Origin of the sequence: Chondromyces apiculatus DSM 436 (genome assembly GCF_000601485.1) — a bacterium.
Lineage (GTDB): Bacteria > Myxococcota_A > Polyangia > Polyangiales > Polyangiaceae > Chondromyces > Chondromyces apiculatus.
Genome location: NZ_ASRX01000107.1, coordinates 24,688 through 37,204, shown reverse-complemented (window position 1 = coordinate 37,204; position 12,517 = coordinate 24,688). Strand labels below are relative to the sequence as shown.

Annotated in this window: 5 protein-coding genes; 4 read left to right on the top strand and 1 reads right to left on the bottom strand. The window is 72.4% G+C overall.

Annotated features, from left to right (window positions below; all coding sequences use genetic code 11):
* Positions 1-119 precede the first annotated feature (119 nt).
* Positions 120-1,217 carry a NosD domain-containing protein gene (locus CAP_RS40555; protein ID WP_197041562.1) on the top strand — a complete coding sequence of 366 codons (1,098 nt, stop codon included), beginning with the start codon at positions 120-122 and terminating at the stop codon, positions 1,215-1,217.
* A gap of 72 nt (positions 1,218-1,289) precedes the next feature.
* On the top strand, positions 1,290-2,651 hold the full coding sequence (locus CAP_RS40550; RefSeq protein WP_052376819.1) for a PQQ-dependent sugar dehydrogenase: 1,362 nt from the start codon (positions 1,290-1,292) through the stop codon (positions 2,649-2,651).
* A gap of 29 nt (positions 2,652-2,680) precedes the next feature.
* Here CAP_RS40550 and CAP_RS40545 read toward each other — a convergent pair whose 3' ends face one another.
* Positions 2,681-3,778, bottom strand: coding sequence for an FG-GAP repeat domain-containing protein (locus CAP_RS40545; protein WP_156041597.1), 1,098 nt, complete (start codon positions 3,776-3,778; stop codon positions 2,681-2,683).
* A gap of 616 nt (positions 3,779-4,394) precedes the next feature.
* Here CAP_RS40545 and CAP_RS53035 point away from each other — a divergent pair.
* Entirely contained in the window at positions 4,395-9,110 is a 4,716-nt protein-coding gene (locus tag CAP_RS53035; RefSeq protein WP_231511991.1) for a type I polyketide synthase, read from the top strand.
* Positions 9,107-12,508 carry a non-ribosomal peptide synthetase gene (locus tag CAP_RS40535; protein WP_197041561.1) on the top strand — a complete coding sequence of 1,134 codons (3,402 nt, stop codon included), beginning with the start codon at positions 9,107-9,109 and terminating at the stop codon, positions 12,506-12,508. Before CAP_RS53035 ends, CAP_RS40535 begins: the two co-directional genes overlap by 4 nt.
* Positions 12,509-12,517: the final 9 nt, after the last annotated feature.

Genomic DNA, 12,517 nt, shown 5'->3' with positions numbered 1-12,517 from the left:
GGGGAGGTGGGGAGGTGGGGAGGTGGGGAGGCGGGACGCTCGGACAGACCGGCTGGGATGGGGGAGCGGGCCGCGGGGAATGGCGACGATTGATGACACGGAGGTCCTACATGAATGCGATGAACCGGAAGCTTACGCCCTCGATCTCTCGCGTGCTCGGGCGTGCGGTGGCGGTCACCCTCGGCCTCAGCGCTGTGGCGGTGGGGTGGCACCAGATCGGCTGGGTGACGCCCGAGGGCGTCGCGCACGCGCAGTATCCCAGCGGCAGCGGCGGCAGCGGCGGCAGCGGTGGCGACATGCCGTCCGGCTTCGATCCCGAAGCCATGGCCGAGGGCCCGGATGCTCCCCTCTCCTGTGCGCCGATCCCTCCCGGAGGCTTTGCGGGGGTCACCAACGATCGGTTCTACTTCCTCAGCGAGGTGGGGGGCTGCGAGAACTTGCCTTGCTTCCTCGCCAGCGTCCCGGGGACGGTGCACGCCAATGCTACGCTCGTCATTGACGAGCTCTGCGTCCTCGACGGGCCCATTCGCATCCCGTCACGGTTCACCCTGGCGGGGGTCGGCCCGGGGGGCGAGGGCATGCTGGTCTTCCAGGACCTGCCCGACAACATGCCCGCGATCAGCGTCGAGGAGGCGGTGGGCGTGGGTGGTATCTCGGAGATCGTGATCCGCGACCTGGGGATCTTCGGCGATGACAATGGCGCCTGGAGCGCGGGGATCAACGTGTCGGGGGCCAACCTGATCACCCTCGATCGGGTCCGGGTATCGGGCTTCTCGGTGGGGCTGTTCGGCCAGGATGCGTACTCGGTCCGGGTCAGTGACTCCACCTTCTACGCCAATGCCTTCAACGTGATGATCTACAACAACGCGAACCACTGGCGCGTCCGCGACAGCGCCTTGAGCCTCGCGACGTTCTACAGCGTCAAGGTCTTCGGGCCCTCGGACGGGGTGCGGCCTGGAAACAACGATCACCTGTTCTCGGGGAACCGCTTCGAGGGGAGCCTCATGGGCGCGATGATGCTCGGCTCCGTGGGGACCATGCTCATGAACAACCGCTTCGAGAGCAACGGCCTCAACGGGGTGCGGATCCTCCCCTCGGCGAGCGACACCCGCGTGGTCGGCAACCTCTTCTCGACCGACACGGTCCACGACAGTAGCGCGTCGACGAAGTGCGGCTTCAACATCGGCCTCCCCACGGGAGATTGCCCCGGGGACTGATGCGGGTGCCGCGGGGTCCGGCCGCTGCGACCGCCTTGCCGTCCGCGGCATCTACTCTCCCCGGAGAAGAGCATGAACGAGCACAGAGCGGGATACAGGCGGGCAGGGCGCTGGGTTGCGGGAGGGTTGCTGGTCGGGGTGGGCCTCATGGGGGCGTGCTCGTCAGACGAGGCTGACGACGGCGGGGGGACGACCTCGCCTCCGTCGGGGGATGAGGTGCTCACGGGGGCGGACGCGATGGGGGACTGGACCTCCGACGCGCCGGGGGTGAAGCGGAAGATCACGGTGGAGGACTTGCCTGCGCCGTTCGCGACCGAGTCCTCGTTCAACCAGCCCGAGGCCGTGGTCCGGCCGGCGGGGGCGTGGCCGATGGTGCCCGCGGGCTTCACGGTGAAGGAGTTCGCGACGGGGCTCGAGCAGCCGCGGATCGTGCGGACGGCGCCGAACGGCGACGTGTTCGTGGTGGACAGCGAGCCAGGCGTGGTGCGCGTCCTGCGGGACACGGATGGGGACGGGGTGTCCGATGCGACGTCGGACTTTGCCTCGGGGCTGAACCGGCCTTTCGGGCTGGCGTTCTATCCGTCGGGCTCCAGCGCGCCGACGCACGTGTACATCGGCAACACCGACAGCGTGGTGCGTTACCCCTACACCCTGGGCGACATCGAGGCGCAGGGGGAGCCGGAGACGCTGGTGAACAACCTCCCCTCCGGGCAGGAGTCGGTGGGAGGCGGAGGGCACTGGACCCGCGACATCGCCTTCAGCGCCGACAACCAGCGGATGTTCGTGTCGGTGGGGTCGAAGTCGAACGCGGATGACGATCCCTCGGAGAACCGGCGCGCGAACATCCTCTCGTTCACGGTGGACGGGCAGGACGAGGTGGTCCACGCGAGCGGGATCCGCAACCCGGTGGGGCTCGCCATCGAGCCTTCCACGGGAGACCTGTGGACCGCGGTGAACGAGCGCGACGAGCTGGGGGACGATCTCGTGCCCGATTACGTGACCCAGGTCCGGGAGGGCGGGTTCTACGGGTGGCCCTGGTACTACCTCGGTCAGAACCAGGATCCGCGCCACGAGGACGTGCACCCCAACCTGCGGGCGAGCAGCATCGTGCCGGACGTGCTGGTGCAGGCGCACTCGGCGACGCTGGGGCTCGCGTTCTACACCGGGCAGCAGTTCCCCGACGATTACCGGGGAGACCTGTTCGTGGCGGCGCACGGGTCGTGGAACCGCTCGAAGCGCACCGGGTACAAGGTGGTGCGCATTCCGATCGAGAATGGCGCGGCCGCCGGCTACTACGAGGACTTCATGGTGGGTTTCGTGACCGACGAGGGCAATGTGTGGGGCCGGCCGGTGGGGGTGGCGGTGGCGCGCGACGGGGCGCTGCTCGTGACCGACGATCAGAGCGGCACCGTCTGGCGCGTGTCCCACGAATGAGCTGAGGACCGCGGCAAGCTCCTCGCTGCCTACTTGCTGCCGGCGAGGATGGTCAGCGAGCCGGAGCGGTTGGCGGTGACGATGTCGCGCTTGCCGTCTCCGGTGACGTCGGCGGTGAGGATGCGGGCGGGCTGCACGCCGACACGGAGGGTGCGCTCGGGGGTGAAGATGCTGCCGAGCGCGCCGCGGAGGACGGTGACGGTGTTCGCGGCCTGGTTGGCCGTGAGCAGGTCGATCCGCCCGTCACGATCGATGTCGGCGGCGGTGACGTCCTCCGGGCCCTGGCCCACGGGGTAGTGCTGGGGGGCGGCGAAGGTGCCGCCACCGAGGCCGCGGTGGACGTCGACGGCGTTGCCCGCGGTGTCGACGACGACCAGATCGCGGGCGCCGTCGGCGTCGAGGTCGAAGAGCTTGAAGACGCGGGCGTTCGCGGCGACCTGGACCGTCGCGATCTGGTGGAACGAGCCCCGCGCGTTGCGGAGGACGTGCACCTGGGACTTGAGGACGAGCACGTCGAGGTCGCCGTCTCCGTCGAGGTCGTCGAGCGCGAGGTCGTGGCCCCAGAGGCCGTCGTGGTGCTGCGCGGGCGCGAAGGTGCCGTCGCCCTCGCCGAAGAAGAAGAGGAGCCGGTTCGCGTCGGCGTCGCTGACCACGAGGTCGAGGTGGCCGTCGCCGTCGACGTCTCCGGTCGCGATGCCGCCAGGGCTCACCAGGCCGAGGTCGGCGTGGTGGGTGAAGCTGCCGTCGCCCTGGCCTAGGTGGAGCGTGAGGGGCCCGAGGCCATCGGCGTCTCTGCCGAGAATCACGAGATCCTCTGCGCCGTCTTCGTCGACGTCCCCGAGGAGCACGCGCCGGGCAGTGCGGTCGCCGAAGGAGGTGCTCCGGGTGGTGAAGTCGCCGTCGCCGTCGCTGAGGAGCGCGCTCACGGAGGGACGCAGCTCGGAGGGGCCCGCGGGATTGTGGGTGACCACCAGGTCCAGCACGCCGTCGCCATCCAGATCGCCGACGGCCATGCTCTGGGAGCCGCTGGCCGGCGCCGGCAAGGGGACGTCGATCCGCGAGAACAGACAGCCCGTGAGGACCACTGCACTCGACACCAGAAGCACCTGCCGTTCTCGAAAGCTCATGATCACCCCGCGTGATGCACTCCGGTGGAGTGGTTCCGGTGCAGGGAGGCATCACGATCCGTGCCTGTGGTCGCGAGGCCTGGTGAGCGCCGGAGACACAACAGGGTCGGAAGCATGGAACGAGAGAAGAAGGGCGTACGGTGCGACGCACTGCCGCGGAGCATCGAGAATGTCGAGGGCTCAGGACGATAGGACGGCACCGATGCGCGCAATGGTGCGCGGCACCACGCATCGCGACGCGGAAGAGCCTTCAGGACTGTCCTGATGCATTCCTTGATGAGTGCGCGAAGTTCCACGCAAACGCAGAATCTCCTGAAGCTGTGGGGAGGTGATCTTCGGCAACGCCGTGGCCCTCGCGGTGCCGATTCGGGAGTACGCTGTGTCTTCCCGGAGCGTGCCCTCGGGCGCAGCGGGGCGGGCGCAGCGAGGGCCCGAGCACCAAGTTATGCAGTTACTGGCCCCGTTCGTGTTGGCCGTGTTACCGCGCTAGGCTGTCTGCTCGACGCCATCGCGCGCCCTGCGGTGCGACGCCGCACGTGCACGCAACGCCAAGCAGACCGAGCGAGCTGCCTTTCAGAGGCCTGCAATGCTTGAACGCTCCCGGCTGCCTGCATCCATGTCGATAGAGAAGTGGTTGGTTCGCTGGCTGGCGGCGCTGTGGGGTGTGCAGGAGGCGTCGATCGACGTCACTGCGCCCTTCAGCCGCCATGGGCTGGATTCGCTCGGCGCAACGCGGCTCGCCCGCGAGCTTTCCGAGGCGCTCGGGCGGCGGCTCTCGCCCACCCTGGCGTGGGAGCACCCGAGCGTGGAGGCGCTCGCGCGGCACCTTAGCGGTGACGCGGCAGCGCCTGCGCGCCATGCAGGATCGGCGGCGGCGGGCGCGGCGGGTGCGGCGGGGATGCACGCCACGCGTCCGCTCGTCGAGGAGTCCATCGCCATCGTGGGGATGGCGTGCCGTCTGCCTGGTGCGGCAGATCTGGAGGCGTTCTGGCGCCTGCTCGCCGCCGGGGTGGATGCGGTGGGCGAGGCGCCGCGGGCCCGGTGGGACGCGACCTCGCCGGTGGAGGAAGCGCCAGGCGCGGAGGGCACGATCGATCCGCGGGTGGGGGGCTTCCTCGATCGGGTCGATGGGTTCGAGCCGCTCTTCTTCGGCATCTCGCCCCGCGAGGCGGTGCAGATCGATCCGCAGCAGCGGCTGATGCTGGAGCTGTCGTGGGAGGCGCTGGAGGACGCGGGGCTGCCCGTGGGCGCGCTGCACGGGAGCCTGACCGGGGTCTACTTCGGCGTGGCCTGGGCCGATTACGCGACGCTGCAATACCGGGCGGGGCAGGCGTCGTTCGACCAGTTCACGGTGCCTGGCTTCCACCACAGCATCGTCGCCAACCGGGTGTCGTACGCGTTCGGGCTGGAGGGGCCGAGCATGGCGGTGGACACCGCGTGCTCGTCGTCGCTCGTGGCGGTGCACCTGGCCTGCGAGGCCCTGCGCCGTGGCGAGGCGACGCTCGCGCTCGCGGGGGGCGTGAACCTGAACCTCGTGGAGGACAGCACCCGCGGGGTCGGCAAGCTGGGGGCGCTGTCGCCCGACGCGCGCTGCTTCACCTTCGACGCGCGTGCGAACGGGTACGTGCGGGGGGAGGGGGGCGGGGTCGTGGTGCTGAAGCCGCTCTCCCGGGCGCTCGCGGACGGGGACGCGATCCATGCGGTGATCCTCGGGGGCGCGGTGAACAGCGACGGGGCGAGCAACGGGCTCACGGCGCCCAGCCCGAAGGCGCAGGAGGCGGTGCTGCGCCAGGCGTGCGCGCGGGCGGGCGTCGACCCGGGGAGCATCGACTACGTGGAGGCACACGGCACGGGGACGCCGCTCGGGGACACCATCGAGGCGGCCGCGCTCGGGGCGGTGCTCGGCAAGGCGCGGCGGCGGCGGCAGCCGCTCCTGCTCGGGTCCGTGAAGACGAACCTCGGGCACCTGGAGGCGGCAGCCGGCGTGGCGTCGCTGATCAAGGTGGCGCTCTGCCTGGGGCGCGGGCAGATCGCGCCGAGCCTCCACATGGAGACGCCGAACCCGCTCATCCCCTTCGAGGAGCTGCGGCTCACGGTGGCGCGGGCGCTCACGCCGTGGCCGGCGGGAGGAGGGCTGGCGGGAGGAGGGCTGGCGGGAGGAGGACCGCCACGGGCGGGGGTGAGCGCGTTTGGCTTCGGGGGGACCAACTGTCACCTGGTGGTGGAGGGGTGGTCGCCGTCGCGTGCGTCCGCGGCCGCATCCACGCCCGCGCCCGTGCCAGGGGTGACCCGCAATGTGCCCGCGCCGCCGGCGTCCGTGAGGGGGGCCTCGGTGGCGCGGATCGCGCAGCCGCGCGAGCAGGTGAAGCCACCGCCGGTGGTGTTCGTGTTCTCGGGGCAGGGCGCGCAGTGGCTGGGGATGGGGCGGACGCTCCTGCGCACCGAGCCGGTGTTCCGGGTGGCGCTCGCGCGCTGCGACCGGGTGGTGCAGGAGGTCCTCGGGTTCTCGCTGCTCGATGCGCTGTGGTCCGACGAGCGCACGGCGCGGCTCCACGAGGTGGACGTGGCCTGTCCGGCGATCGTGGCCATGCAGATCGCGCTCGCCGCGCTGTGGCGCTCGTGGGGGGTGGAGCCCGCGGCGGTGGTGGGGCACAGCAGCGGGGAGATCGCGGCGGCCCACGTGGCATCGGCCCTCACCCTGGAGGACGCCATGCGGATCACCTGCCTGCAGGGGCTCTTCCTCACCCGCATCCGCGGGCAAGGGGCGCTCGGGGTGGTGGCGCTCTCGTGGGAGGAGGCGCTGGAGGTCATCCGCCCCCACGAGGGGCGCCTCTGGCGGGCGATCCACGCGGGGCCTGCGGAGGTGGTCCTGGCGGGGGAGCCGGCAGCGCTTGACGAGGTCTTCGGCGTGCTCGCGGACCGCGGGATCTTCTGCCGCCGCATCGCGCTGGAGGCGGCGGCCCACAGCCCTCAGGTGGATCCGCTGCGGGAGGAGCTCACCGAGGCGCTGCGGGCGGTGCACCCGGGCGCGGCGGCGATCCCCATCTTCTCGTCGGTCACCGGGGGGAAGGTCGAGGGCGAGCGGCTGGATGCCGGCCACTGGGCGAGGCACCTCGGCGATCCGGTGCGCTTTGCCGAGGCGATCGTGGCGGTGGACCTCGCGAGCCCGGTGTTCCTGGAGGTGAGCGCGCACCCGGTGGTCGGGCGGGCGATCGCCGCGAACCTGGAGGCGGTCGGGAGGCGCGCCACGGTGCTGCGATCGCTGCGCCGTGGCGAGGACGAGCGCGCGGCCCTGGAGGTGGGGCTCGGGGCGCTGGCGGCGCTCGGTCACGACGTGGGGCCGGCCGTCGCCGAAGCCGTCGCGCGCGGAGAGGCAGGCGCGGGCGCCGAGGACCGGGACCCTGAGGAGTTCGACGATCAGGTGTTCGAGACGCCGTACCTCGTCCCGCTCTCGGCGAAGACGCACGAGGCGCTGCTCGACACGGTGCGGGCTCACCGGGATGCCCTCGGAGGCGCAGGGGGAGGGGACGCGCAGGGGGGAGGGGATGCGCAGGGGGGAGGGGATGCGGAGCGCGAGTGGGGAGGGGCTCCGCAGGGGCATGGCGCGCCGACGCTGCACGATCTGGCCTACACGGCCTCGGTGCGGCGGGATCACCACGCGCGCCGGCTGTCGATCGTGGCCACCTCGCGGGAGGAGCTGCGCACGTCGCTCGATGCGCTGCTGCGCGGCCAGGTGCTGCCCGGGGTCACGCGCGGGGTGGCGCGCGGGGGCGTGTCGCGCCTGCGGTTGCCGGTGGTGCTCGTCTTCCCGGGGCAGGGGTCGCAGTGGCTGGGGATGGGGCGGGAGCTGATCCGCCACGAGCCGGCGTTCCGGGCGGCCATCGAGGTGTGCGACCGGGCGATTCACCGGGAGGCCGGGTGGTCGCTGCTCGACGAGCTGTGGGCCGACGCGCCCCGGTCCGGGCTCGACCGGATCAACATCGTGCAGCCGGCGCTCTTCGCGCTGCAGGTGGCCCTCGCCGCGCTCTGGCGGGCGTGGGGCGTCGCGCCGGACGTGGTGGTGGGCCACAGCATGGGGGAGATCGCGGCAGCGCACGTGGCGGGCGCGCTCACGCTGGAGGACGCGACTCGGGTCATCTGTCGGCGGAGTTCCCTGCTGCGCCGGGTGAGCGGACGGGGAGCGATGGCGCTCGTCGAGCTGGATCTCGGGCGGGCACGGGAGGCGGTGGCGTCGCGCCCCGGGCTCGCGGAGCGGGTCGCGGTGGCGGTGAGCAACAGCCCGAAATCGACGGTCCTCGCCGGGGATCCGGAGGCGCTGGAGGAGGTGCTCGCCGCGCTCGGGCATGCGGGGGTGTTCTTCCGCCACATCCGGGTGGACGTGGCCTCGCACAGCCCGCAGATGGAGCCGCTCCTGCCGGAGCTGCAGGCGGCGGTCGCGGACATCGCGCCGAGGGCGCTGCGGGTCCCGATGCGCTCGACGGTGACCGGAGCGCCGTGCACGGGCACCGATCTCGACGCGGCCTACTGGGCGCGCAACCTGCGCGCGCCGGTGCTGTTCCACGAGGCGATCTCGCGCATCGCCGCCGCAGGTCCGGCGCTGTTCGTCGAGGTGAGCCCGCACCCGGTGCTGGTGCCGGCCATCGAGGAGGCGGTGCAGACCGGGCAGGGGGGGCGCGCGGTCGCCGCCGGGGGCGCGAGGTGGGGTGGGAGCGTGGCCGACGGCGAGAGCGTGGTGGTGGGCTCGCTGCGGCGCGGTCAGGGGGCGCGCGAGGCGCTCCTCGAAGCGCTCGGGACGCTGCACGCCCACGGGCACCCGGTGGACTTCGCGCGGCTCTACCGGGCAGGGGGGCGCGTGGTCCGGCTGCCGACGTACCCTTTCCAGCGGCGGCGCTACTGGATCGATGACGCGGCGCTGTCGGAGCGCGCGCTGCGCCTGGACGAGGAGGCGAAGCTGCGGGACCGCCTTGCCAGCGCTCCTCCGGCTGAGCGCGCGCAGCTCCTCGAAGCATCCATCGCGGCGCACATCGGCCAGGTGCTGCGGCTCCCGGCGGACGCGATCGCGGTGACGAGCCCGCTGCGCACCCTGGGCGTCGACTCGCTGACGGCGATGGAGGTGCGCAACCGGATCATGGCCGAGCTGCGGGTCGAGCTGCTCGTGTCCCGGGTGCTGATGGCCGACGGCATCCGGGACCTCACGGCGGAGGTGCTCGGGCGGCTGCAGGAGCGGGGGACTGGAGAGGACGCGGGCGGGGGAGCGGGTGGAGGGGCGGGCGGAGGAGCGGGCGGAGGAGCGGCAGACACAATCGACGCCATGGAAGAGGGCGAGCTATGAGCGTCGCCCGCGCACTCGCGGAGATGGTCGCGAAAGGCGCGCAGATCACCGCCGACGGCGAGCGGCTCCGCTACCGCGCGGCGAAGGGCGTGCTCACGGAGGGGGACCTCCGCGTGCTCAAGGAGCGCAAGGGCGAGGTCCTGAAGTTCCTCGGGGGGCGCAGGGCGGTGCGGCTCTCCAGCGTGCAGGAGCGGCTCTGGTTCCTGAGCCGGCTCGACGAGAGCGGCGTCGGCTACTCCTTCTCGTTCACCCACCGCATCCGCGGGGCGCTCGACCCGGCGCGCTTGGCTGCAGCCCTGGACACGGCGGTGCGCGAGCACCCGGGGCTCTGCGCGGTGTTCGTGGAGGTCGAGGGCACGCCCCTGCAGCTCCTCGGGGGGGACGTGCAAGTCGACACGCTCCGCCTCGACAGGAGCGGCGCGTCGTTCGAGGAGGCAGCCCGGTCCCTGCGGGAGGCGCTGGCGGAGCCCTTCGATCTCGCCCGCGGCCCGCTGATCCGCTCGGTCCTGCTCGCGCTGTCCCCCGAGGATCACCTGTGGGGCATGGCCCTGCACCACCTCGTCGCCGATGGGCGCACATTCGGCATCCTGGTCCGCGAGGTATCGCGGATCCTCGCGGGCGGAGCCCCCCCTGCGACGGCGCCGCTCGACTACGCGGACTTCGTGGAGTGGGAGCGGACGCGCGCCGACAGCCCGGAGCGCGCCGCGAACCATGCCTACTGGGTGGACCACCTCGCGGGGATCCCCGACCTCGATCTGCCGCTCGATCACCCGCGGCCCCCGGTGCGGACCCACCGCGGCGGCCTGGTGCAGGTGCCCTTCACCGCGGCGCTGCTGGGGCGCCTCGAAGCCTTCGCGCGGCGCGAGGAGGCCACCCGGTTCGCCGTGCTGCTCGCGGTGAGCTTCGTGCTGCTCCACAGGTCCACCGGACAGGACGATCTCGCGGTGGGCTCGCCCCACGCGAACCGCGCCGACGCGGGCTTCGAGGACACGGCGGGGTGCTTCGTGAGCACCCTGGTGCTGCGCGCGGATCTCTCCGGCAAGCCGACCTTCCGCGAGCTCGCGCGCCGCGTCGCCCGGGTATGCATGGAGGCCTGGGACCACCAGGATGCCTCGTACGAGCGGCTCGTCAGCCGCCTCTCGCCGGTCCGGGACATGAGCCGGAACGCGCTCTTCCAGGTGTTCTTCGCGCTGCAGAACATCTTCGAGCCGCTCGTGGTGCCCGGGGCGCAGGCGGAGATGGTCCACCTCGATCCGGGCGTGGTCCAGTTCGACCTGGAGCTGCACTTCTTCATCGGCGCGGCCGGTTCGCCGGCGGGGATCCTGCTCTACAACCGCGACCTCTTCGAAGAGGTCAGCGTGCAGCGCATGGCCGCGCGCTGGACGCGGCTCGCCGAGGCGCTGCTCGCCGATCCCGATCGGCCCATCACGGAGGCAGGGATGCTCTCCGGGGTCGAGCGGGAGCAGGCGCTCACCGCCCTGTGCGCCCCGGCGACGGACTACCCCCGGAGCGCGCGCCTGGAGGCGCTGTTCGCCGCCCAGGCGCGCCGCACGCCAGGCCGCACCGCCGCGGTGTGCCGAGGGGAGGCGACCACGTACGACGCCCTCCACCGGCGCGCCACCGCGCTGTCGCGGCGCCTGGTCACCCTGGGGGGCAGCGCGGGGGCCACGGTCGGCATCCTGCTCGAACGGTCTGTCGACATGCTCGCCTCCCTCCTGGCCATCCCCGGGGCCGGCGCGGTCTTTCTCCCGCTCGACCCGGCGCTCCCTCCCGAGCGGCTCGCGTTCATGCTGGAGGACGGCAAGGTGCGGGTGGTGATCACCCAGCAGTCCCTGCGCGCGCGGCTCCCGGCCGGCGTCGCGCAGCTCCTCGTGGACGTGGAGGACGGGGCCGCGGCAGCCACCGCGGTGAAGGCCTTCACCGCGGTGGCTGCCGCGGGCGCGGGGGAGGCGGACGCCGCGGATGCGGAGAGCACGGCCTACCTCCTGTACACCTCGGGCTCCACGGGCAAACCCAAGGGCGTGCACGTCAGCCACCGGAGCCTGATCAACCTCCTGCACGCCATGGGTCGGGCGCCTGGCCTGACCGCGGACGACGTGCTCTGCGCCGTGACCAGCCTCTCGTTCGACATCGCCCTCCTCGAGCTGCTCCTGCCGGTCGTCACAGGGGCGACCGTGGTGATCGCCTCGCGCGACGAGGCCTCCGACCCGGTGACCCTCGGCGCCCTGCTCGCCTCGTGCGGGGCGACCGTGATGCAGGCGACGCCCTCGTCGTGGGGCATGCTGCTCGATGCCGGGTGGGCTGGCCGCCCCGGGCTGCGGGCGCTCGTGGGCGGCGAGGCCCTGAGCCGCGCCCTGGCCGATCGGCTCCTCGACACCTGCGCGGAGGTCTGGAACCTCTACGGCCCCACCGAGACCACCCTCTGGTCCACGCGCTGGCGGGTGACGCGGGACGTGCCCATCTCGCTGGGGGAACCCATCGAGAACACCCGGCTCTACATCCTCGACGACGCCCTCGCCCCGACGCCCCCGGGCCTCGCGGGCGAGCTGTGGATCGCAGGCGACGGGGTGGCGCAGGGCTACCTGAACCGCAGCGCGGAGACGGCGCGCCGCTTCCAGGATCTGGGCGCCGTCGTCGGGCACCCGGAGCGGGCCTACCGGACCGGAGATCTGGTGCGCGTGCTGCCGGGGGGGAGCCTGGTCTTCCTGGGCCGCACCGACCAGCAGCTCAAGGTGCGCGGCTACCGCATCGAGCCCGAGGAGATCGAGCATGCCTTGCGGGTCCACCCCGGGGTGCGCGAGGTCGTCGCCACCCAGTCCCCGAGCGGGGCACTCGTCGCGCACCTCGTCGCGCAGTCCTCCGCGACGTCGGGCGAGGAGGTCTCCGAGCGGGCCCTCCACGACCATGCCGCCCGCGTCCTGCCCACCTACATGGTGCCGCAGCGCTTCGTCGTGCACGAACGGCTGCCGCGCACGGCGAACGGCAAGATCGACCGCAGGGCGCTCTCCTCGATCCCGCTCTCCTCGCCGCTCTCCTCGCCGGGCGAGGTGGCGACCCGCGAGCCTCCTGCCGACGCGATCGAAGCCTCGGTGGCGGCCCTCTTCGCCGAGGTGCTGGGGATCGCCGACATCGGCAGCTCCGACGATTTCTTCGCCCTCGGCGGCCACTCCCTGATCGCGGCCCGGGTGCTGTACGGCATTCAGCAGCGCCACAGCGTGAACGTCGGCCTGCACGAGCTCTTCAAGCACCCCACCGTGGCGGGCCTCGCCGCCCGGGTGCGGGACGCGGTGATGCGACGTGCCGAGGAAGATCTGGCCATCGGTGACGCCCTGACCCGGCTCGAATCGATGTCCGAAGAGGAGGCTGCGCGGCTCTTCGCGCAGCTCGTTGCGCAGTGAAGCGCTGAA

Coding starts and splice junctions, on each gene's coding strand:
- CAP_RS40555 (WP_197041562.1), top strand. CDS start 120: ATGAACCGGAAGCTTACGCCCTCGATCTCTCGCGTGCTCGGGCGTGCG.
- CAP_RS40550 (WP_052376819.1), top strand. CDS start 1,290: ATGAACGAGCACAGAGCGGGATACAGGCGGGCAGGGCGCTGGGTTGCG.
- CAP_RS40545 (WP_156041597.1), bottom strand. CDS start 3,778: ATGAGCTTTCGAGAACGGCAGGTGCTTCTGGTGTCGAGTGCAGTGGTC.
- CAP_RS53035 (WP_231511991.1), top strand. CDS start 4,395: ATGTCGATAGAGAAGTGGTTGGTTCGCTGGCTGGCGGCGCTGTGGGGT.
- CAP_RS40535 (WP_197041561.1), top strand. CDS start 9,107: ATGAGCGTCGCCCGCGCACTCGCGGAGATGGTCGCGAAAGGCGCGCAG.